The organism is Mesorhizobium sp. M0140 (assembly GCF_040322475.1).
Taxonomy (GTDB): Bacteria; Pseudomonadota; Alphaproteobacteria; order Rhizobiales; family Rhizobiaceae; genus Mesorhizobium.
Map to the genome: position 1 here is coordinate 83,599 of NZ_JAMYTM010000016.1, position 22,356 is coordinate 105,954.

The 22,356-nt window shown below is 62.0% G+C and carries 19 protein-coding genes; 9 read left to right on the forward strand and 10 right to left on the reverse strand.

The genetic code is table 11. The features are described from left to right. Window positions 1-45: 45 nt before the first annotated feature. Window positions 46-2,220: an alpha-ketoacid dehydrogenase subunit alpha/beta gene (locus NKJ37_RS17730; protein WP_352751727.1), complete on the reverse strand. Its 2,175-nt coding sequence runs from the start codon at window positions 2,218-2,220 to the stop codon at window positions 46-48. Between the two features lie 279 nt (window positions 2,221-2,499). Between NKJ37_RS17730 and NKJ37_RS17735 the strand changes: the two genes are divergently transcribed. Both NKJ37_RS17735 and NKJ37_RS17740 read left to right on the forward strand, forming a co-directional pair. Further along, the gene (locus NKJ37_RS17735; protein WP_352774496.1) at window positions 2,500-2,781 is read left to right on the forward strand and encodes a type II toxin-antitoxin system ParD family antitoxin; all 282 of its coding nucleotides are present in this window, start codon (window positions 2,500-2,502) and stop codon (window positions 2,779-2,781) included. 102 nt (window positions 2,782-2,883) lie between these two features. Beyond that, entirely contained in the window at window positions 2,884-3,078 is a 195-nt protein-coding gene (locus NKJ37_RS17740; protein WP_352774522.1) for a type II toxin-antitoxin system RelE/ParE family toxin, read from the forward strand. Between the two features lie 49 nt (window positions 3,079-3,127). On the opposite strand, the gene NKJ37_RS17745 is transcribed toward NKJ37_RS17740, so the two are convergent. Then, a complete protein-coding gene (locus NKJ37_RS17745; RefSeq protein WP_023811574.1) occupies window positions 3,128-3,904 on the reverse strand; it encodes a helix-turn-helix transcriptional regulator in 777 nt (258 codons plus the stop codon). A 112-nt stretch (window positions 3,905-4,016) separates the two neighbouring features. Here NKJ37_RS17745 and NKJ37_RS17750 point away from each other — a divergent pair, with 112 nt between their 5' ends. The 5 genes from NKJ37_RS17750 to NKJ37_RS17770 all read left to right on the forward strand — a co-directional run bounded on the left by NKJ37_RS17750 (window position 4,017) and on the right by NKJ37_RS17770 (window position 11,316). Beyond that, window positions 4,017-6,176 (forward strand): hydantoinase/oxoprolinase family protein, encoded by a 2,160-nt coding sequence (locus NKJ37_RS17750; protein ID WP_352774498.1) that lies wholly within the window; start codon window positions 4,017-4,019, stop codon window positions 6,174-6,176. Window positions 6,177-6,189: 13 nt separating this feature from the next. Further along, the gene (locus NKJ37_RS17755; RefSeq protein WP_352774499.1) at window positions 6,190-8,394 is read left to right on the forward strand and encodes a hydantoinase B/oxoprolinase family protein; all 2,205 of its coding nucleotides are present in this window, start codon (window positions 6,190-6,192) and stop codon (window positions 8,392-8,394) included. Then, window positions 8,391-8,885, forward strand: coding sequence for an acetone carboxylase subunit gamma (locus NKJ37_RS17760; RefSeq protein ID WP_352673324.1), 495 nt, complete (start codon window positions 8,391-8,393; stop codon window positions 8,883-8,885). The genes NKJ37_RS17755 and NKJ37_RS17760 overlap by 4 nt, the downstream gene beginning before the upstream one ends. 88 nt (window positions 8,886-8,973) lie before the next feature. Next, window positions 8,974-9,801, forward strand: a complete 828-nt coding sequence (locus NKJ37_RS17765) for an SDR family NAD(P)-dependent oxidoreductase (RefSeq protein ID WP_352774501.1) — start codon at window positions 8,974-8,976, stop codon at window positions 9,799-9,801. Between the two features lie 201 nt (window positions 9,802-10,002). After that, complete coding sequence (locus NKJ37_RS17770; RefSeq protein WP_023811579.1) at window positions 10,003-11,316, forward strand: O-antigen ligase family protein; 1,314 nt, start codon at window positions 10,003-10,005, stop codon at window positions 11,314-11,316. A gap of 356 nt (window positions 11,317-11,672) precedes the next feature. Here NKJ37_RS17770 and NKJ37_RS17775 read toward each other — a convergent pair whose 3' ends face one another. Next, entirely contained in the window at window positions 11,673-12,938 is a 1,266-nt protein-coding gene (locus NKJ37_RS17775; RefSeq protein ID WP_352774524.1) for a polysaccharide biosynthesis/export family protein, read from the reverse strand. 100 nt (window positions 12,939-13,038) lie between these two features. Continuing rightward, window positions 13,039-13,716, reverse strand: coding sequence for a sugar transferase (locus NKJ37_RS17780; protein ID WP_023811581.1), 678 nt, complete (start codon window positions 13,714-13,716; stop codon window positions 13,039-13,041). A gap of 600 nt (window positions 13,717-14,316) precedes the next feature. Between NKJ37_RS17780 and NKJ37_RS17785 the strand changes: the two genes are divergently transcribed. Then, window positions 14,317-14,592 carry an exopolysaccharide production repressor protein gene (locus NKJ37_RS17785; RefSeq protein WP_023811582.1) on the forward strand — a complete coding sequence of 92 codons (276 nt, stop codon included), beginning with the start codon at window positions 14,317-14,319 and terminating at the stop codon, window positions 14,590-14,592. Window positions 14,593-14,689: 97 nt separating this feature from the next. Here NKJ37_RS17785 and NKJ37_RS17790 read toward each other — a convergent pair whose 3' ends face one another. The 6 genes from NKJ37_RS17790 to NKJ37_RS17815 form a co-directional block, all read right to left on the reverse strand. Beyond that, window positions 14,690-16,531, reverse strand: a complete 1,842-nt coding sequence (locus NKJ37_RS17790) for an ABC transporter ATP-binding protein (protein ID WP_352774503.1) — start codon at window positions 16,529-16,531, stop codon at window positions 14,690-14,692. 8 nt (window positions 16,532-16,539) lie between these two features. After that, window positions 16,540-17,526: a phosphoenolpyruvate carboxykinase (ATP) gene (locus NKJ37_RS17795; RefSeq protein WP_352774504.1), complete on the reverse strand. Its 987-nt coding sequence runs from the start codon at window positions 17,524-17,526 to the stop codon at window positions 16,540-16,542. Then, window positions 17,523-19,445, reverse strand: coding sequence for a lasso peptide isopeptide bond-forming cyclase (locus NKJ37_RS17800; protein WP_352774506.1), 1,923 nt, complete (start codon window positions 19,443-19,445; stop codon window positions 17,523-17,525). The genes NKJ37_RS17795 and NKJ37_RS17800 overlap by 4 nt, the downstream gene beginning before the upstream one ends. Continuing rightward, complete coding sequence (locus NKJ37_RS17805) at window positions 19,442-20,050, reverse strand: lasso peptide biosynthesis B2 protein (protein WP_352629834.1); 609 nt, start codon at window positions 20,048-20,050, stop codon at window positions 19,442-19,444. The genes NKJ37_RS17800 and NKJ37_RS17805 overlap by 4 nt, the downstream gene beginning before the upstream one ends. Then, a complete protein-coding gene (locus tag NKJ37_RS17810; RefSeq protein ID WP_023811587.1) occupies window positions 20,034-20,348 on the reverse strand; it encodes a PqqD family protein in 315 nt (104 codons plus the stop codon). The genes NKJ37_RS17805 and NKJ37_RS17810 overlap by 17 nt, the downstream gene beginning before the upstream one ends. A 136-nt stretch (window positions 20,349-20,484) precedes the next feature. After that, the gene (locus tag NKJ37_RS17815) at window positions 20,485-20,637 is read right to left on the reverse strand and encodes a lasso peptide (protein ID WP_013891488.1); all 153 of its coding nucleotides are present in this window, start codon (window positions 20,635-20,637) and stop codon (window positions 20,485-20,487) included. A 512-nt stretch (window positions 20,638-21,149) separates the two neighbouring features. Here NKJ37_RS17815 and NKJ37_RS17820 point away from each other — a divergent pair. Then, window positions 21,150-22,280 carry a nucleotidyltransferase family protein gene (locus NKJ37_RS17820; RefSeq protein WP_023811588.1) on the forward strand — a complete coding sequence of 377 codons (1,131 nt, stop codon included), beginning with the start codon at window positions 21,150-21,152 and terminating at the stop codon, window positions 22,278-22,280. The last annotated feature ends 76 nt before the right edge of the window (window positions 22,281-22,356 follow it).

The following is a 22,356-nucleotide window of genomic DNA, read 5'->3' on the forward strand; positions in this document are numbered from 1 at the left end:
AGTTCTCCCATTTTCTTGTCGGATCTTTGTGGCAATGCGTTCGCTCTATCCGCCCACGCCAGTGAGGGATTGAAGCGCGGCCTTGAGCTTTTCAGCGCCGCCCAGTGCGGCGCGGTTGAGCGGGGCCGATACGACGGGAGCAGAAAGGCTTCCCGTCACATGCAGGATCTCGTGATCGAGATAATCGAACACGCGATCCTGAATCTCCTGTGTCAGTCGTCCGCCAAGCGATAGCCCACGCTGCACCTGCTCGATGACGGCCACTCGGTTGGTCTTGCGGATCGAGGCTTCCACCAGCGGCCAGTCGAGCCCGGTCGGGTCGAGGCTGCGCAGGTCGATGATCTCGGCATCGGCGCCGGTCTCCTCGACCACCTGTCTGGCGACAGCAACCATGCTGGCGCTGGTGAGCAGTGTGCAGGCGCTGCCCGGCCTGACTATCTTCGCCTTGCCGAGCCGCACGCAATAGTCGCGGTCGTCCGCAGGCACAGGGCCTTCGCTCGGGAACAGTTCGACATGCTCGATGACGACGACCGGATCGTCGCATTTCAGCGCTGAATTCATCAGGCCGATATAGTCGAAGGGCGTCGTCGGCGCGACGATGCGCCAGCCGGGAAACAGGGCGAACAGGCCGGACGGATCACCCGAATGCTGCGAGCCGTAGCCGGTGTGCGGCGAGACGCGCACCCTGACCACGATGGGCACCGGAAAACCGCCGCCGAACATGTGACGCACCTTGCTGACCGCGTTGAACAGCTGGTCGGCGGCAACCAGACAGAAGTCGCCGAACATGATCTCGACGATCGGCCGCAAGCCGCAAAGCGCCGCACCCAGCGCCACCCCGACAAAACCGTTCTCGGCGATCGGCATCGCCAGCACGCGCTCCGGCCAGCGTTCCAGCGCACCTTTTGTGGCGCCCGAAACGCCGCCGCGCAGCCGGTGCACGTCCTCGCCCATGATGATGATGCGCGGATCCTGCTCCATGGCGCGAGCGATGACCTCGGACGCGGCAACCATGAATTTGACCGGCTTGGTCTCGGCCGGCGGCACGTCCTCGATCTCGAGGAAGCGCTCGCTCTTCAGTTCGGAAAGATCGCCGCGGATCTGGTTGTCGACGTCGCTTGGGTCCGGCCACAGATGATCAGGAATGCGCAGCGCGTTGCCGCTCATTTCGGTCAGCGAATCGGCAGCGGTGTTGACCACCTCCATGACGCGCTGGTCGAGTGTGCCGAGGTCCGAATCGTTCAGGATGCCCATCGTCTTCAGGCGAGCCGCCATGGTGGCAAGCGGGTCGCGCGCTTTCCAGGCGTCCTCTTCGGCCCGCGTGCGGTAGCCGAATTCGCTGCCCGGGCGGGCGCCGCTCTGATGCAGGAAGCGGTAGCAGAGCGCCTCGACCAGCACCGGGCCGCCGTCTTCCTCGATCGTCCGGCGCGCCTTGCGCATGGCATGGTGGACGGCCACCACATCCATGCCGTCGCATTCGATGCCGCGAAAGCCGAGCATAGGTCCGCGCGAGGCCAGCCGCGTCTCGCGCGTCTGCTCGTTGATGTGCGTCGAGACGGCATAGAGATTGTTTTCGGCGAAAAAGATCACCGGCAACCGGTATAGCGCGGCGATGTTCATCGCCTCATAGGCCGGCCCTGCCATCATCGTGCCGTCGCCGAAGAAGGCGACCGAGATGTTGCCGGTACCAAGCAGCTTGTCGGCGAGCGCGTAGCCTGCCGCATGCGGCAGGTTGCCACCGATGATGGCGCTGGTGCCAGGAATCCCTGAGCTATCGTCGCGCATATGCATCGAGCCGCCACGGCCGCCGCAATAGCCTGACTTGAGGCCCATGATCTCGGCCATCAGGCCGCGCACCGAGCCCTGCATGTCCGGGTTGAAAGCGTCATGCAGCGGGTCGAATCCGCCGGGCGTCTGCGCGTTGACAAGCTTGGCCAGCACCTGGTGATGGGCGCGGTGGGTGCCGTTGATGCGGTCACCCGTGCCGAGCACGGACATGGCGCCGACCGCCGTCGCCTCCTGGCCGATGCTGGCATGCGCCGGACCATGCACCAGCCCCGCATTGGCGAGATCGAGCACTTTTTCCTCGAAACGGCGGATGAGCAGCATCTGGTGGTACCAGCGCACCAGGCCCGAAACCTCGGCGTCGTTCCAGTCCGAATCGTCAACCTCTAGCCGCAACCAGGGCGCCGATGGCTGGATCGATGTCTGCTGGACCATGTCAGCTATTTCCGTTCTGGTAGATGATATATCAAATATTTTCTCAGTCGATTAGGCCGTTCATTTTTCCTGGGGCACGATGCTGGCTAGAAGGTTTGCACACAAATGGAATTAAATTTCATTTTTGTGACGAGGCAGAGACTAAGCCGGGACGGCGCGGTTCCGCAAGAGGAATTTTGAGACTGCTAGCAGGCCCCATGTCGGTTCTTCGCCCGACAGATTTTCTAACCCTATTTGATATTGGTATGATATAATCACACCGACATTATAGGAGAAATCATGGCTGCCACCGAAAAGCGCACCTTCAGCCTGCCAACAGAGCAGGCTGCTTTCATCGACCGTCTCATTGAATCAGGAACCTATGCGACCAGCAGTGAAGTGATCCGCGCCGGGCTTCGTGCCCTGCAAGAGCGCGACGCGGCCGTAGAGCGTTGGCTGCGCGAGGAAGTCGTGCCGACCTATGACAGATGGAAGGCAGACCCTTCCCGAGTTATCCCAGCCAACCAGGCTTTTGACGACATCCGCGCTCACCACGCCGCCCGCTTTAAGAGGGATGTGTGAAGCGCCGGCATATTGTTCTGTTGCCGGAAGCCCTAGCGGACTTTAAGATGGATATACGACACCATCGAGATCGCCGCCGGCAACGTCATCGCCATACGCTATATCGAGCGTATCGAAGCCTACTGCAAGGGTCTCGACTACGCCTCGGAGCGCGGAACACGCCGTGATGATCTGCGGCCAGGGCTTCGGGTTGTCGGTTTCGAACGCCGTGTAACGGTGACCTTTACAGTGGAATCCGACCAAGTGGTGATTTTCCGTGTGTTCTATGGCGGCGCCAATTGGGAGGATGAGCTCTAACCTGCAACGGGAAAAAGCGTAAACCGCCTAGCTGTCCGAACCCCGGCTGTCAGTCGACCAGATGCTGGAAGAACTGCAAAAACAATTCCCGCTCGGTGGTGATGTCGAGCTTCTCGTAGATACGCCGGCGGTGGTTCTTGACCGTGCCGACGGTGATGCCGAGGCGCTCGGCGATGTTCGCCGTCGGGTGGCCGGCGAGGATCAACTGGACCAACTCCCGCTCGCGCAGCGACAGCTCCGGCCACAGGCTGGCCGGAATGGTCGGCTCCTGCCGGGGCGAGGCGCCGGGGCTGGTCGGTGCCGATGTGCGGGAGAATTCGGTTCCGCGCGCCTTGATGTCGAGCGCATGCAGCGCCTCGAACACCGGCAGCCGCTCGTCCAGCAGGGCGATCTCGCTGTCCTTGAAAGAAGCGGTCGAGCGATCGAGGAAGATGCCGAGGCACCAGTCACCGCCATCGGCCAGCATGATGCCGACCTCGTCGCAGATCTCCGACTGTGCCAGGAAGCCGGCAATGTACTGGCCGCGCTTGGCCTCGTCGTCGGCGAGCCGCTTCAGCGGCATGATGCCCAGCCTTCGCTCGCGCCGCCACGAGGCATAGAACGGGTCGAAGACGTAGTAGTTGTCGAGATAGCGCCGGACCATTTCATCCGAGAAGCGCCGGTGCTTGACGAATTCCGGCGTCTGCGTCGCCGAATAGCGCGTCACCGTGACGAGGTCGTGCTCGATGTCGGCGCCGATCAGGTCGATCAGGCAGTCGACATGCCTGTCGGTGCCGGTGGCGGCGATCGCTTTGGCGAGCGGCGCCCAGATATTGTCCATGCGCATGCCCTTTTCTCGGCGATGTCAGCCCAGCCGTCATTATGTCTTTAGGCATATGGCGCGAAGCCGCCTGTCGAATCTAGCCTAGCGTCAACCTAGACCAGATCCCGAGGCGACCGTGACCCAACCCAATCTCACCGCCCCCATCGTCGGCAATCCAATCGTCATCGGTATCGACGCCGGCGGCACCATGACCGACACGATCCTTGTCGATCAGGACGGCCACTTCAAGATCGGCAAGTCGGCGACCACGCCGAAGAACGAAGCCGAGGGCTTCCTCGCGTCTGCTGAGGACGCGGCGGATGCCTGGGGCATCTCGCTGGAATCATTGTTTTCCGGCGTCAACGTCGTGCTCTATTCCGGCACCGGCATGCTCAACACACTGTTGTCGCGCACCGGCCGCAGGCTCGGCCTGATCACCACCAAGGGCCTCGAGGACATGATCCTGATGGGCCGAGGGCTGCAGGCCTGGGCCGACTATTCCTACGCCGACCGGCTGCATGCGGTCACCCATCATCACCCCGATCCGCTGGTGCCGCGCCGCCGCACGCATGGCGTCACCGAGCGAATCGACCAGTTCGGCGACATCGTGCTGCCGCTCTACGAACACGAGGTCTCCATCGCCGCCAAAAAACTGATCGCCGACAAGGTCGAGGCGATCTGCATCATGACCATCTTCTCGCACGTCAATCCCGTGCACGAGAAGCGCATCGCCGAGATTTGCCGCGAAGAGGTGGAGGAGGCCGGCGCTGACATCATCGTCTACACCAGCCACGAGGTTCGTCCGGTCATCCGTGAGCAGTCACGGCTGAACTCGGTGCTGATCGAGGCCTACGCGACTTCGCGTGGCCGCAAGCAACTTAGGGGTATCGAGGACGTCTCGAAGAAATACGGCTTCAAGTATGGCGTGCAGACGCTGCTCTCCTTCGGCGGCCTGACCTCGATCAACCATCCGCGCCTGCATGAAACCATGATCTCCGGCCCGATCGGCGGCATTCTGGGCGCTGCCTATGTCGGCAAGCTGATCGGCAACGACTCGCTGATCTGCTCGGATATGGGCGGTACCTCCTTCGACATGGGCGTCATCACGCGCGGCCAGACGCGGATCGAGAACGAGCCGCTGATGGACCGTTTCAAGCTCAACGTGCCGACGCTGCATCTCGACACCATCGGCGCCGGCGCCGGCATGATCCTCAAGGTCGATCCGCTGACCAAGAAGGTCTCGCTTGGGCCGGAAAGCGCTGGCTCGGATCCCGGTCCGATCTGCTTCGATCGCGGCGGCACCGAACCGACCATCGCCGATTGCGACGCCATTCTCGGTCGCCTCAACCCGCACTACTTCCTCGGCGGCAAGGTCGTGCTGCAGGTCGAAAAGGCCCGCCGCGCCTTCCAGGAGAAATGCTCCGACATATTGGGCGTTGGGCTGGAGGAAGCCGCCGAAGGCATGATCGACATGTTGGAGTCCGACGCCAACAACGCGCTGCGCCGGGTCATTTCCGGGCAAGGCATCCACCCCTCGGAATTCACGCTGCTGTCCTATGGCGGCTCCGGTCCTCTGCATCTGGCCGGCTGCTCCAGGGGCATCGGCTTCAAGGACATCATCACCTTCCAGTTCGCGGCCGCCTTCTCCGCCTTCGGCTGCACCACGGCCGATTTCATGCGCCGTCATTCCGTCTCGACGCAGCACGACATCACGTCACGTCCCGACGAGGCTACGCTGGCCGCCTTCGGCGCCAAGGTCACCACTGTCTGGGACGACCTGACCAGGGCCGCGGTCGACGAGATGATCGCCGACGGCCATGCCAGGGAGAAGATCAGGACCGTGCCATTCCTGATGATGCGCTACACCGGCCAGCTCGAGGACGTCGAGGTCATGGCGCCGCTTGCCAAGGTCGATTCGGCCGACGACATGCGTAGGGTTATCGACGAGTTCGAGGCGGTCTATGCCAAGGTCAACCATCGCGTGTCGCGCTATGGCGAGGCCGGCTTCACCATCACCGAACTCGGGCTGATCGCCACCGCCGACAAGGTCAAGCCGGTGCTGCTCAAGCGACCGCTCGGCAAGTCGGATCCGGCAGCCGCCCACAAGGGTGTGCGCGAGGCCTATATTGGCGGGCGCTGGCACAAGGCCAATCTCTACGAGATGGACCTTTTGCAGCCAGGCCACGAAGTCATCGGCCCGGCCATCATCGAACATCCCGCCACCACGCTCGTCGTTCATCCGCAGGACCGTGTCCATGTCGATGAATGGACGCTGCTGCACTACACCCACGCTTGAGAGGGCGACCGCCATGTTGGACAAACCTGCCTCGGCCCTGCGCCTTCGCGAAAGACTGCTCGATTCCGAGCGGCTGATGGAGGAGACCGGTTGCTATGACGGCATCACCGAACTCACGCTGCGCAACCAGGATCCGCTGAAATTCGAGACGCTGCACACCAAGCTGCGCGCCTATTGCGTCTCGGCACGCGAAATGGCCCGCCGCATCTCGGCTTCGCCCGGCGTGCGAGAGGTCGGCGAAATGGTGGTCGCCATCTACACGCCCGAGGGCGACGCCATTGCGCTCTCCAACGGCATCATGGTGCATGTCCATACGATGAGCCGCTTCATCAAATGGATGATCAAAAACGGCTACGAGGACAACCCTCGCATCCGCGAAGGCGACATCTTCGCCAACAACGATGCCTTCATAGGCACCGTGCAGGTGCCCGACGTCATGGACGTCGTGCCGATCTTCCATGAAGGCACGCTGGTCGGCTGGGCCGGCGCTGTCTGCCACGAGCTGGAAGCCGGCGGCATCACGCCGGGCGGCGACGTGTGTCTCGCGCAGGAGCGCTTCACCGAGGGTCTGTTCGTCTGCGCCGAGAAAATCGGCGAGAATGACGAGATCCGCCGCGACTACGTCATCCGCTGCGAACGCAATCTGCGCATGCCGATCTACTGGGTGCTGGACGAAAAGGCCAAGGTCGCCTCCTGCATCGACATGCGCGAAAGCGTCAAGCAGCTGATCTCGGAGATCGGCCTAGACTACTGGATGAAGGTATCGAAGGAGTTCATCGAGGAGGGCCGCCGCGCCCAGCTCGCCCGCACCCGCCAGCTCACCGTCCCCGGCATCTATCGCGGCCACACTTTTTACGGCCACGTCACGGCGGGAAAGCCCGGCTTCCAGCTGCTCGGCGATCCCGACTGGCTCTACAACATCCCGATCGAGATGGAGATCACCACCGACGGCAAGATCACCATGGACTTCGAGGGCACGCAGCCCTGGGGCTACCATTCGATGAACTGCACGCCGGCCGGCATGGATGGCGGCATGTTCGTGACGCTGACCCAGCACATGAATTTCGAAGGGCTGGTCAATGACGGCGCCTGGATGGCGACCGAGCTGAAACTGCCGCACGGCACCTGGACCAATCCCGACAATGAGATGGTGGCCACCGCCACCTCATGGGCTTTGCTGCTGCCGGCCTATGGCGTCTTCCAGCGCCTGCTGTCGCGCGGCTTCATCGCCCGCGGCTATGTCGAGGAGGCCTTCGTCGGCCAGGTCAACAGCCCGATGATCGAGATGGGCGGTGAAAGCCAGTACGGCACGCCGTTCGGCATGGCGCATTTCGAGTGCGCCGCCGCCGGTTCCGGCGCACTGGCCATCAAGGATGGTCTCGACACCGCCTATGTCGGCTGGAACCCGGAATCCGACATGGGCAACATCGAGGTCTGGGAACAGTCGATGCCGATGGTCTATATCGGCCGCTCGATCGTGCCCAACTCCGGCGGTGCCGGCAAATATCGCGGCGGCTGTTCCTTCGTCTCGACCTGGCTGATCAACAAGACGTCGCATCTGCGGCTCCACACCTCCGAACATTCTTCGCGCGTGTTCGACAATGGCGGCATGTGCGGCGGTTATCCGGCGCCGACCTGCCAGAAGCATCGCGCGGTGCGCAACTCAGACATTCACGAACTCGCGGCAAAAGGCGAACCGCTGGCGCATGCGCCCGGCATCGATCCGCATGTCTCCGACTACGAGCGGAACATCGGTGGCGACCATGTCGTGGTCGAGGGCCCCTACATCACCTCGCCGCACAAGTCCGGCGACATCTTCAGCCATTCCTACAATGGCGGCGGCGGTTACGGCGACGTTCTGGAGCGCGATCCGATCAAGACGGCCTGGGACGTCGAGAACGGCTTTCTCACCCGGCAAGCGGCGGACCAGGTGTTCGGCATCGTGCTTAAGGACGATGAGGACGGTTATCCCATCGCCGATATCGACGCCACGGTCGAGCGCCGAGCCGCCATGCGCAAGCAGCGTCTGGTCAAGGCGATTGCGGTGGCGGATTGGATTGCGGCCGAGCGCGGCCGTGTCGAGAAAGCCGACTTCGCGCCTGAGGTGAAGAAAATGTACGCCAGCGCGATCAAGCTGTCGCCGCGCTTCACCAGCGAATTCAGCGAGTTCTGGAACGTCGATGCCAGATCGATCTTCATGCCGGGAGCAAAACCATGACCTCGTACAGCAAGGAAGTCCTGGGCGATCTGGCCGCAGGCAAGCTGCCCTGGCCACAGACAAGGCGGATCATGAGTGCCTACAAGGACGATGACCGTTTCTTCAAGATGGTTGCCGTCTATCAGGATCGCGTTGCCTGGAAGGACCCGATCCTGCTGCCGGTCTCGGACCATCTGTTCATCTGCCAGAGCGGCGATGAGCGCATTACCCGCTGTGAATGCGGCCACTCCTTCGGCGACTATCGCAAGAACTGGAAGCTGAAGGCTGCGATCAACGTCCGCAACACCGAGGAGGCTTTGCGCGAAATCTATCCGAACAGCGATCTCCCCGATCCCGAGTGGATGGAAATCCGCGAATTCATCTGTCCTGAGTGCGGCACGCTGCACGAGGTGGAGGCGGCGGCACCTGGCTATCCCATCGTCCACGATTTCGAGCCCGACCTCGAAGGCTTCTATCGCGAATGGCTAGGCAAACCGCTCCAGCAAACATGAAACGCTGGCGATGGAGGCTGCGCCGGTGTGATTGCCAAATCCGGTCAGGCCTGATTGCCTGCCCGGAACGAAGTGGAGACCGTGCGCCATGACAAACCTTTCCGGCCGTAGCGCCATCGTTACCGGTGGGTTCTCGGGCATGGGCTTTGCCATTGCCACGGCTTTGGCTGAAGCCGGCGCCAACGTTGCCGTCGGCTCCTACATCGCGCCGTCCGGCGCCGACAGGTCCGACGCCGCTTACTATCCCGGCGCGGACGAGATCGAGCGCGTGCGTGCGGCCCTTGCCGCCCACGGAACGAGGGTTCACGCCGCTCATCTCGACGTGCGCGACAGCGACGTCACCAATCGATTCGCGGCTGACGCCGAGGCGGCCATCGGCCCCGCCGACATCCTGGTCAATGCCGCTGGGACGACCGCGGAGCAGCCGGTCTGCGGTCATTCCGATGCGCTGTGGGACAAGATCGTCGATACCAACCTGACGGGCGCCTTCCGCGTCACGCGTGCGGTACTGCCGGGCATGATCGAACGCGGCTGGGGCCGCATCGTCAACATCGGCTCAACCGCCGCCTCGGTCGGCTGGAAGGACAACCCAGCCTACTGCGCGTCCAAGGCCGGCCTTCTCGGCCTCACACGCTGCGTGGCGCTGGAAGGGGCAGCGCATGGCGTCACCTGTGTCATGATCAGCCCGACCTGGGTCGAGACCGAACTGATGCGCCGCAATGTGGCGCAGGTCGTCGAGCGCGAAGGCAAGGGGCGCACCACTGAGGAAGCGATGGCCGAGATCGCCAAAGGCAACCCGCAGCAGCGCATGCTGCAGCCGCAGGAGATTGCGGCTCTGGCGGTATTCCTGTGCTCGGATCTCGCCAAGGGCATCACCATGGAGAACATCCAGATCACCGGCGGAGCGCTTTGGTAGCGTCTCGGACGCGCAACCAGCCGATCTCTCCGCAGATGCCTCGCTGTAAGACAAGGTGACCGGATTTGCCATTGAGCGCCGGGCGCAATAGGTTATATTGCACTGCACAATGGAGACGCCGTTTATTGCAGGCCCATATTTGCGAAGATTCCGGCCGGCTCATGGCTTGCCGGCCCTGGGTCGTGTCGGCGAGACTCTGAGATGAAGATTCCAAAGTCCCTGCTGATCGATCCCGAGAAGAATTCGGTCTATGGCGCCTTTGCCGTAGTCGTCTCGATCTGGGCGTTTTCCTATTCGGTCATTTTCGGCCAGGTGCTGATCCTGGCCTACTATGCGGTCTGGCTTCCGCTCATCCTGGTCGACTACCGGCGGTTTTTGCGACATCTGTCCAGCGCCTGGCTGCCGCTGCTGTTTGCGGCCTATGTCTGCTTCTCGGTTTTCTGGTCGCAGGCTCCCGGCGTCACCGCAAGGACGTCGGTCCAGTATTTTTCCCATATTGCCTGCGCCTACATAGCTGCGCGCACCGTCAGCGTGCGCACGTTGACCATAGGGGCGCTGGTCGGGATATTCGTCGTCCTTCTCTATTCTGTGAAGGTCGGGAATTATTCCGAGGATGTCCTCGACGGCACCGTGAACTTCGTCGGCGCCTTCGCCTCCAAGAATCAGATCGGCTTTGTCGGCTCGCTTGGCATCTATTTCTGCGTTGTCTTCCTTGCGTTCTACAGACGCGGCCGGCTGAGCTTCATACTGGCGGTGCCCGTCGTGCTGCTGTCGGCCTATGTACTGGTCGCCTCGCATTCCGCCACCTCGATGGCCTCGATACCCGCGGTTCTGGCGCTGGTGGCGCTTCTTGCGATGAGCAAACTTCTGTCACGCCGCTATCGCCGGGTCATCTTCCTGATCGGCGCCGGCCTGCTGGTCGTGACGGCCTTCGTCGCCTTGAATCTCGGGCTGATGGACTTCGTCCTCGGCCTCTTCGGCAAGGATTCGACGCTCACCGGGCGAACCTATCTTTGGGAACAAGGCTGGAACACGGTGCAGAAATCGCCGATTCTCGGCGTCGGCTATGCCGCCTATTGGGTGCAGGGCTTCGCTGAAGCCGAGCGGCTGTGGAACGAATTCTACATCACCACCCGCACCGGCTTTCACTTCCACAACACCTACATCGAGGCCCTCGTCGAACTCGGCTTCGTCGGAGCGACGCTGGTGTCGCTGATCATGCTGCGCACGCTCTACGGCCACGTCTCGGCGGTGATCTTCAAGGCATGGCAGGCGGACTCGGTGATCCTTTTCGGCGTGATGGTGCTGCTGCTGATCCGCTCCTTCGTCGAGGTCGAGATTCTCAACCCCTACATCATGGGTTCTTTCCTGATGTATTTCAGCTTCTTCAAGCTGGCGCGGCTGCCCGTTACCCGCAGGCGGCGGTCGCCGCGTCCCGAGCCGGCTGACGCGGCCGGGGGCGAGGCTGACTGGCCTCGGCATGCCCGCCGTCCGGCGGTCGCCGATCAGGCGTGAGCTATCGTCTCGGGACCTGAAGTCGCGTCAATACAAATTCCCCTGATCGAAGGCTCAAGCAGGCCGGGCGCGAGGCGGGAAATCCATGCCTCCGCGAAATAGACTGAAACGCTGGATTGTCAGACTCGCGTGCTCCGAGCGACCAGGACGTCCGGCGCGCAGCTGTTACTGTCCAAAAGCCGTGCTCCAGAAGCGCCAGGGCGTCCGGCCGGCACTTCCAGTTACGGCGCCGCGAAAACCAATCTCAGAACGTGCAAATGCGAATATCCGCGGACCATCCGCTCACAGAAGGCGACGAGCGTATGAAGCGGTTCTGCATTTCTGTAAAATGATGAACCGCTCAGCGCTTAGCAAGTCTACTGGCTGGCCAGCGGCGCCAGCTTGACCTTGATCACATCGCCAGGCAGCACCGGGGTTTCTTCCTTGGCGGCTATCTCGGTGGTCTTGCCATCGAGATTGCGCACCAGTGAATAGAGCAGGGTAGGTTGCTGATCGTTTGTTATAGCGGCCGCCATCGCGGGATCGCTGGCCTGGGCTATCAGGCCTTTCTGCATGTTCACCTTCAACGCGGCCTCGTTCAGGTCGGCTTCGGTCTGCTGCCGGTCAGTGGCGAGACTTGAACTCAAGGTGTTCTGGGCATCGATAGCATCCTGCTTCGCCTTGCTGATCGCCTGCTTGGCGGTGAGGATGGCGGTTTCGTAGTCCAGGATCTTGCCCTGCAGGTCGGCCACGGACTGGCGCGAATCCAGCAGACGGGCATTGGCGATCAGGCCCTTTTGCGCCAGCGGACCGATGCTGGCGAGTTGCTGCTGCGCCAGGTCGACCTGCTGCTGCTGATTGACGATCTTCTTCTGCAGCGATTCGATCTCGGACTCCAAGACACCTTTCAGATCGTCGAGCGCCTCGAGTTTCAGCTTCAGCGCCTTTTGGTCGGCCGTCAGGATCGTCATCTCGTCCGCGACGATGGCTGGCAGCCTTGGATCGCCCTCGACTTCCTTAGGCACGTCGAAACTCGCCTTGCCGGCCATGTCCGCATCGATGCGGGCGCGCCTGACGATCAGTCGAATGCGCTGGTCGTCGGAGATGTCGAACATGCCCTTGGCGGTGACAAGGTCCTTGCCGAGCTGGGGGCCGTAATCGCCGTTGCGCCTGATGCCGCCCGCGACGCTGATCGCCTTCAACACCGTCAGGTCTGGGACATAAGGAAATTGGCCTGGGTTCTGGACTTCGCCCGAAATGTAGAATGGCCTGAACTGCGCCATCTCGACCGAGGCTTCCGGTCGGTCTGACAAAGCGAGCTTTTTCTGCAAAGCCTCGCCGATCGCCGCCGCGATTTCGGACGTGGTCTTGCCGGATGCCGGCAACTCGCCGGCGAACGGCACCGACAGCGTACCGGATGGACCGACCGTGTACTCGCCATTCACCGCCGACCAGTCACGAAATGTGCCTTCGACGGTCTGCCATTCGGCGACGCGGATGGTGAGCTTGTCTTGCGAGCCGAGGCGATAGTCGCCGGCGGCGGCGATATGCGGGACGACGAGCGCCATGGCAAGGCATGTGGCCAGCAAACGCGCCCGCCGCAGCCGGCCGGAATCCGGGCCGCTGCGAAAGGCTTCGAACAAATCTGTTTTCAACTCAACGTTCCGATCCGCTATAGCCCCATCGCCCGATGAGCTTGCGTCGAATGGCCGATGCCAATGTCTGGCATTGGCCACCGGCCGGTCAGTAAGAACCGCGCGACATCCAGACGGCCGGGACGGTCTTGATGATGATGCGAACGTCCTCGAACAGCGACCAGTTCTCGACATAGTGGCGATCGAAGGCGACGCGGCTGTCATAGGACACATCGTTGCGGCCGCTGACTTGCCACAGGCCAGTCAGGCCCGGGCGGGATTTCAGGTAATAGACGGCGGACGTGCCATAGATCTCCAGCTCGTCGCGCACGACCGGACGAGGGCCGACAAGGCTCATGTCGCCCTGCAGGATGTTGATGATCTGCGGCAGCTCGTCGAGGCTGAGTTTCCTCAGCACTGCTCCGACACGGGTAACGCGCGGATCGTTCTTCAGCTTGCGGGTGGCGATCCATTCCGCGTTGGCGTCCGGGTTGGTGGCGAGATAGGTTGCCAATACCCTGTCGCCGTCCGGAACCATGGTGCGGAACTTCAGGCAAGGAAAAATCCGCCCGCCGCGTCCAATTCGCCTGTGACCGTAGAAAATCGAGCCGCCGTCGGAAAACTTGACCAGCAGCGCTATCATGACAAACAGCGGGCTGAGTGCGATCAATCCAATCAGTGAACCGGCGATATCGAAGCTGCGTTTGAGCAAGCCGCCGATCGGTGGCGGAAAATCGATGTCAGCCTGCGAAAAGCTCGCCGTGGCCGACTTGGCAACGTCCCTCATGCCGTAAACTCCATGCGTTGAACGAATGGTTCAGCGCACGATACCAAAAAAATGTTGCAGCGCAACACACAATTTACCACCCCATTGAAATAGTCACGTCATGAATTGACTAAATAATAAGCTTGTTATGCACAAATTTCGGCGTATTTAGCACATTTGTGACAATAAATGGGCACGGCCGAAAAAATAGGGGCCTTTGTGGGGCCGTTTTTAGGCAGACCTACCTATCTGTCAAGGCAAGCTGCAAACTAGTGCTTTATCCTGCCCTAATGATGGTGAAAACCGTATAAAATACTACTTAATATTGTCTATCTTACTGAAAATGCCGAGGAGAGCAGATCGGCTTAGCTCCCGTCGCGTGCATTGCAGCATGGCAGAGTCGATCGCAAAAGCTCGATCAAAAATATCCGAAGTTGCCCTTGCCGCCTATTGCTCGCCTTAATAGAATTGCAAATTATACCTGTCACGGTGACGACAGGTGGAAAAGGCCGGAAGCAACCGGTCGAGAGTGGGCGACCTTAACAAGCCCACATGACAAGGGACGGCGCTCGGGTGGGGCAATCGTGATAAATACCCGAGCCGGTTTATGGGCTGTTGGGCATGGCACTTCCAAAATTCATCCTCGGGATGATTTTCGCTCTGGCGATCGTCGTCGGCTGGTCCTGGCTGGGCGGTGCGTCGATAGGCACGATATTGGTGCGCGTCATCATCTGCGCCGTGATCATTCAGGCCGGCTATTTCGTGCTCATCTACACCATGATCGCCAGGAGCGCTCCGACGCCTGCCGACATAGCCCGTGACGCCGAGCGCAAACTGAACGCACCAGAGGTCGCCGAAAGCGAGAAGCTGGGCGGTGCCAGGCGCGGCCTGCATTGATGCAGATTGCTCAAACCTGCCCCCGGTTTGGAGGCATGCTTCGAAACAAGAGACCAGGCGCCGCGTGAATCCGTTTCGGCGCGTCTTGGTCGCCGGCTCACGCGACATCGGCGGGTTCGCTCTCTGACTGTTCCCCCGACAGCATCCTCGACAACCGGCTGCCGGTTTTTTCCTTCAACCGCCGATATTGGCCGACCTCGACGATACGGCCGTTTTCCATCGCCACCACCCAGTCGGCGAAGGCGATCATCGACGGCCGGTGCGCGATGGTCAGGATCGTCATCGTGCCGCGCAATCCGTCGATCGACCTGGCGATCAGCGACTGGTTCTGCCAGTCGAGCGCGCTGGTCGCCTCGTCCAGGATGAGCAGCGACGGCTTGCGCAGCAGCGCGCGTGCGAGCGCGATGCGCTGGCGTTCGCCGCCCGAGAGCCGCACGCCGCGATCGCCGACCACCGTCTCGAGTCTGAGGTTGAGCCGTTCGACAAACTCGCCGGCGTGTGCCTGACGCAGCGCGGCCCACAGGTCGCCATCGCTGGCCCGTGGCGCGGCGAGGCGCAGGTTCGCCGCGATCGTGTCGTGCAGGAGGAACACGTCCTGCGGCACATAGGCCACCTGGTCGCGCCAGCGACGGCGATTGCTGGCATCGATCTCGACGCCGTCGACGAGCATCTTGCCGGTGGTGGGCTCCAGCAGGCCAAGCAGCATATCGGCGATCGTGCTCTTGCCCGATCCGGACGGGCCGATCAGGGCGGTGACCTTGCCGGCCGGCAGGCCGAAGGTGATGCCGCTCACCACCATCTTGGCGCCAGCATCTCCGTAGGCGAAGGAGACACCGCGAATATTCAATCCCGTATTGAGGGAGAGTGTCCCGGCGTCGGCGAACTCGGTATGGCCCGGTTCGCGTTCGGCGTCGAAACGTGCCTGCAGGCTGCGCATTGCCGTAAAGGCAGGCAGGTTGATCAGCACTTGCTGGGCCTGCGTCTGCATGTCCATGAAGCGCGGCGCGATGCGCATGAAGACCAGGAGCAGGACGACGATCTCGGCCAGCGACAGGTTGAAGCGGACCAAAGCCACATAGATGAACAGGCTCAGGCCCACCACGCTCGCCACCTGGAATACCGCGGTGCCGATGGTGCTGTTGCGCACATAGTCGATGTTGTCGGCTTTCATCCTCTCAAGCGTCGACCGCAGTTGCGCGAAATAGCTGTCCTCGACATTCAGGCTCTTGGCCACCTTGATGCCGCCGAGAAATTCCGAAACCGTCCGGTACTGATCCTGGCGATTGGCAGTCAGCACACGGCCGAAGGCAGTGGCCCGTGCCCGGAAGGGCCGCAGCGCCACGAACATCAGGATGCCGATGACGACGGCAAACAGCGTCATGACCGGTGAGATGAACACGGAAACCAGGAGATAGCCGGCCAGAAGAACGGCGATCTGCACCAGCATCAGCAGTGCGAAAGCCGCGCCCTGGACGCGGTCGATGTCGCCGGTCAGGGCATGATCGAGATCGGAACTGCGCATGCGTGTGAAAACGCCCCAGCGCGCCTTGCCGATGCTTTCGAACAGGTTCATGCGAACGCGGTTGACGAAATCGAACAGCAATTTGGCCATGTAGACCGACTTGAAGCGATTGAACGCCGCCTGCGCTGCAACAAGCCCGACCAGCGCGCAAAGCACGGTCGCCAGCTGCAGCGTGCCGTCAGGCACCAGCCAGCGCACGAAATCATTGTTGGGCAGCCGAACAGCGAAATCCTGGTCGGCGCGTCCGACCAGATGCAGCAGCGGGATGAGCAGCAGGATGGAGATGCCCTCGGTCAGGCTGCCGAGGATGAGGAAGAACAGCGCCGTCCATGTTCGCCGGCCGCCGATCCGGGCAATGGCGGCGCCGAATGCGGCAATTTCTCGAAACAGCGACAGGCGAAGGATTGGCTTCGACATGGTTGCGCTCACGGCCGCCGGCTGCCAGCCGACAGATCCTTTTCGATCAGCTCCACGGCTTCGCCGATCCTGTCCAGGCCCGTCGGGATTTCCAGCCGGTACACGCCGATATGGTTAGCAATCCATGAACATTGCTGAAGATGCGCCGCCGCGAAGTCGTCGGGCAGCGCCGCACGGCCGAAGCGCGTCACATAGGAGAATTTGATGATGGCCGGCAGGGCGGCAATGGCGGGCAAGGGCGTGATGTCAGCCCTTTCGCCGCGCTCGAGGACATAGATCCTGGTCGCCGGCACCTTGTCGCCCGAAAAGTCACCGCTCAGGCGATGCTGCATTTTGTCGATCGCCGGATGCACTTGCGGCCGCACTTCCGCTCCCCCGAGCGAGATCGCCGCAGCGGCGTCGGCCGCCAGCTTGATCTGCGGAAAGCCCGGAACGGTCATTGGCTCACTCGGATTGGCAAGGTCCAGCGCCACCACGTCATCGGTAAGCAGTCGATGCCCGGCCCGGATCATCGCGCTTGCCGTCGTCGACTTGCCGGCTCCCTTGTCACCCATGAAGATGGCGCTCGTGCCGGCGGCGGCGATGGCACTGGCATGCAGGACAAGCAGGCCGCGCCGGTGCAAGAGCAGCGCCATGACCGGACCGAGCAGCGGAAACGCGAGCAGCGCATCGTCGACGCCGGGCGCCGGTTCGATGTCGATACGGCTGAAATCGGTGATCAGGAACGCGCCCACGGCATGCCAAGCCAGATATTGCCGGTCCGGCTCGAAGCGAAAGTCGGCCGCGGCTTCGAGCGCCGGCTTTGGCAGGTCGATCGCGCCGACAGCGATCACGAGATCCGCCGCCCCCGGCGGCGCCGGCTGCAGTTCGGGCAACATCACCTCCGACGCGATGGTCAGACCATAGGCGCGGTAGAAGCGGCGTTCTCGCATGGCCCGGCCATGTGAAAAGGCATCATCATTGTATAGAGCGAGCTGCTCGTTGCGCGGCATCACGTGGGGCTCCCGCCGTGCTGGAGTTGCCGCAGCCAGAGCGACAGCGAGGCCGAGCGCCAGACATACTGGACATCCAGGGGGGCTGCCTGATCGGGCTGGCGCAGCAGTCGCGCATAGGCAGCACTCACTTGCGGCAGATTGACATAAGGCGCGATGCGGTTCGCATCCGAGACCAGCAGCTGTTCCAGGAGGTCGCGATGGTTGCGCAGCATGCCGTTGACGAGATTGGCGGTGAAGTCGATCTTGTCGCGCCGCCACTGCACCGCCTCCGGCAATACGCCTTGCATGGCGCGACGCAGCACATAGCGACCAAAGCCGTGGCTCAGCTTCTCCTCGCCCGGCAATGCCAGGCAGAACTCGACCAGCGGCTTATCCCAGAATGGGTATCGCGGCTCGACGCCGAAATTGGCGGCGGCCTTGTCGAGAACCTCGAAAGCATGCGGGACATAGCCGTTCGACAGGATCCAGCGATGGCTCAAGGCGTCGCTGGCCTGAACGCCGGGCGGCATATAGCCGGCCCGGTGAAACCGGTCGACAAGCTCGGTGCGCTTGGCAAGGTCCGGATTGATCAGGTCGCGCCAGCTTCGTGCGCGCTGCACGTGCGCGGGCTTGCGGATCCTGTTAAGGGCACGGTTGGCCAGATGCCTCAGCTTGGCGATGCGCCAGGCCGGCCCGTAGAGGGTCAGGAACTGGAGATAAAGGCCAAGCGTGCTGTCGCCATAGGTATTGGAGGCGCTGCGGACCTCGCGCCACAGATCCATCCATCGGCCGCCATTCGCAAGCTCGTGCAGGTGACCATGGCCTTGGGAAACGACCTCGTCGCCGCCATGGCCGTCCAGCAGCACCTTGATGCCCTTGGCGCCGGCAGTCCGGTAGATACCGCGGGTGAGCGTCAGGCCCGGCGCCAGGAACGTTCCTTCCTGTTCTTCCAGCACGCGTTCGAATTCGGCGAATGGGGCATAGTTGCCGACCGGGATCAGCGTCGCGTCGACCTTCTGCTGGTCGAGAACGGCATCGATGAAGGGCCGCTCGTCCATCGGCGAGCCCCTCTCGAAAATCAGCGAGAAGGTCGGCAGCTTCGGCCTGCGCGCAGCGGCATTCTGCAGGCCGGCGACACAGGCGATAGATGAGGAATCGAGGCCGCCGCTCAGCATTGCGCCGACTGCCGAGGTCCCTCGCATGCGGCTGCGCACCGATTGCGAGAACAGATGGGCGAATTCCTCCGATGCATCCGACCGCAAGGGCCGCGCCGACGGCTCGATCTGCCAGTATCGACGCAACATCACCTGTTGCGCGGTAACGGTCAGGCTGTGGCGGGCCGGCAGGCTGAATATATCGCTGTAGGGGGTCGACTGCGGGTCGTCGGGAAGCCCGGCCAGGAAACCGGAGATCTGGCGCTCGCTGACACGCGCGCGGATACCTTCGACGCCCAGGATCGGCCCGATCTCGGACGCAAAGGCAAAACGCCGGTCCGCCGCGTGGTAGTAGAACGGCTTGACGCCAAAATGATCTCGCGCGCAAAACAGCGATTGCCGCTCGTCATCCCAGATGGCGAACGCGAAATCGCCTTGCAGATGCTCCGGACAGGCTTCGCCCCAATGCAGATAGGCCCGCATCAGCACGATCGCGTCGGCCACCGACTGGTTGCGGATACCGAGCCTGGCCAGCAACTCGTCACGGTTGTCCAGCCGGCAATCGGCGGTGATGGCGAGCCGGCCGCCAGCCATCGTCAAAGGGCCTGGACCGACCTCATCCGATGTGTTGAGCCAGGCGTGGCCAAGGGCGATGCTGGTGTCCAGCCACCATGAACCGCCGTCGGGACCGCGATGGCGCATGCGCGCCAGCATTTGCTGAATGTCTGCCGCCGCGACCGCTGGTGCGTGTGCTCCGCGCAGCAGGATTCCGGCGACGCCGCTCATCGGCTGCCGTGGTCGACGAGATGGGCGAAGCCGTCGATCGATCCGCCAAGCACGATATGGTTGTCGCTGACCAGCCAGGCATGTGCTTTCAACTGCTCGCCCGTACCACGTTCGATGCCGATGCGTATCGTCGATTCATTGCCTTGGCGGGCGAGAATATACTGGCCGGAGAGCGCTTGGGTCAGGCACGTAGCGTAAGGGACGAAACGGGCCGCGGCGGCAACACCCCAGGCGACACGCCGCAGTTCGCCCATCGAGGCGCACTGCCGCGCGTCGAGCCGCGTCACCAGGCTGCGTACACGATTGTAGGACAGCAGGGTCAGCCCCAGCCGAACTGTCGCCACCACCAGCAGGCAATGGCCAAGGAAGATCATTTCCGAGCCGCTCAGGGAGAAAATCCTGACCAGCCCGTGCCGGCTTCCGCCGCGCTTCGACTGCTTGAGGCCTGTTTCCCTCGCGGGTTCCTGCCGTAAAGCCGTTGCCCGCGAAACCAGGGCCCGCGAAACCAGGGCCCGCGAAACCAGGGCCCGCGAAACCAGGGCCCGCGAAACTATGGCCTGCCAAACCAGCGCCTTGTGCTGGGTCGGCTTAGACAAGTGCCTCATGATGCCGTCTCGCAAGCCCATTTTCGGCCAGGCCCTTCAGCAATGCGTCGACATCGGCCTGGCAGCGCACCGGGTCGACATTATAGCGCGCAAGAACGGCGCTGCGGATGTCCCCGAGCGACCGGGGCTCCTGGATCAAATCCCAGATGAAGGCGCCGACGCCATTCAGGCTGTAGTAGACATTGGATTTGAGATTGAGCAGAGCCAAGCCATCGCCGAACTCGCAAGCCACGGCATCCTTGGTCGCACTCACGCTATCGTGGTCGGCCAGATCATGGTCGGATTGCTTCCAGTTCATCCCCGCACCTCACTGACAAAACGCTTCGACATCTCCGGTTGGCGCAGGAGAAGTCGGGAGGCTGGCCCCCCGACCTTCTTACGTCTGCTTTTGAATCCAGAGTCCCGAAATGTCACTCTGGAAACGGCTATAAGTCTCAGGAGAACGTCAGGTCGCCGATCGGCGTGTGCGCGGGGAACGATGCGTCGATCGCCGTGTTGCCGCCGCCACCCTGGGTGATGGTCTCAATCGAACCATGAACCGTCAGGCTTGGTGTCTCGTATTCATGCTTTTCAACATTCTGTTCCATTTTACTCTCCGATTTAGGACTGGAAACGGCCTGTCGAGTGCCGTCAGCACTTTTATGCTGCAATGCAATAGCTGCACGGCAGCATTTATGAGTCAAGACTGTTTTACCTTCCGTTAATCAATTACGTTGCTGGCGTCAGGACATGAGCGGCCATGCCTAAAACTTGTCACTTTTTAGCCGATTCCTTGGGCACGATGGCAGCGCCCGCGCTGATTCTTTAAGCATGTGATTTTGCTTGCATAAGTCGTTTGCTTTGTGCCTATTTTTAGGCGTCGCTAATGGAAAGAATTTTCTGTTTGGAAAATTCGGCCGGGGATCGGCAAAAGACCTGACAAGGATATTTCAGCCGCGGTTCTCACTTCTTTCCGACGCGATCTCGATAGGCGCTCGGTTGCAAAAATTCGCACTGCAAAAGGAAAGGCTTTACGGCACCGAGGTTTTTGGTGATGTTTGCTTCGCACATGCAGCATAAGTGTTCGCGCAAACCGCTTTCTTTGGAGATTGTGCGCTAAATGGCATTGCCTGACGGCTCATACGAACGATTGCGCGCCGCCGGCTGTGCCGACGAGGTGGCCTACGTGCAGGCCTGCCTGCGATTCTATTTTGCCGGGCCGCACGCCGGCGCGGGCGACATTTCGATGCGTGATCTGGACGGTGCCAAAATTGCCGACATCGCCAGGCTGAACAAGGTCGCCACCTTTGTCCTCAAGGCCCTTTCGCGCGCACCCGCGCTTGAGAGGCCGCCTGAGCTTTTCCGATGGCTCGACACCTACCGCAGGAGAACGGTTTCGATGAACGCGTCCTGCATCATGGATTCCATGGCGGTCCATGATGTGCTGCGCGCCAGCGAGATCGATTTTGTTTTTCTGAAGGGTCCGTTCCAGCAGCAGCTTCTCTACGACGACCACTTCATGAAGCCGTCCGGCGATGTCGACATTTTGGTTTCGCCGCTCGGATTTGTCAGGGCGCGTGATGCCCTTCGCAAGATCGGTTATGAGGTATCAGGCAAGTCGAACTCCGTCTGGTGGGTCCGCTTCCTCGGCGAACAGCACATGACCCGGGACGACGGGCCGAGGTCGTCCACGGTAGATCTCCACTACCGCCTCCAGCAGCCCGGCTCGCCAAGCCCGCGCGACGCGGACGGGTTCCTGCGGCGCAAACGACAGGTCGAAATCGCCGGTGCGACGGTGCCGTTCACCTCGGTTGCCGATACTTTGCTTTTGTCCTGCATCAGCGTTGCCAAGGCACTTTTCAACCGGGAACCTTGCGCGGGCTACGTCTGTGATATCAGCGCCAGCGCCGGCCGACTCGACGAGGCGGATCAGCAGCGTTTGCTCGATGCCGCAACCGTGCAAGGTTTGGACGACACGCTGCTGCTTGGCCTGCGCGCCGCCGATGTGCTACTCGGCGGTGCTGGCACGCTGCTGTCGCAGCGCGCGACCAGGATCCTGTCGCGCATCGGCAATGAGGATCTGCTCAGCATGGTCATCGCGCCGTGGCTGCCGTCGCTGCGGTGGCCACAGCGGCGAACGGTGCTGTGGGAACTGTGCGGCCGCGCGCCGGTCCGCTATCTGGCCGAAGCCGGCTGGGCGGCGTCCGCCGATATCAGCCGCCGCATCTTCGAGCGGCCGGGGAGGCGCTGAATGAAGGCAAATTGGGTGCTGATGGCAATTCTGTAGGGCATCGAAGGAGTACGGGGCGAGGGCAAATCGATATTAC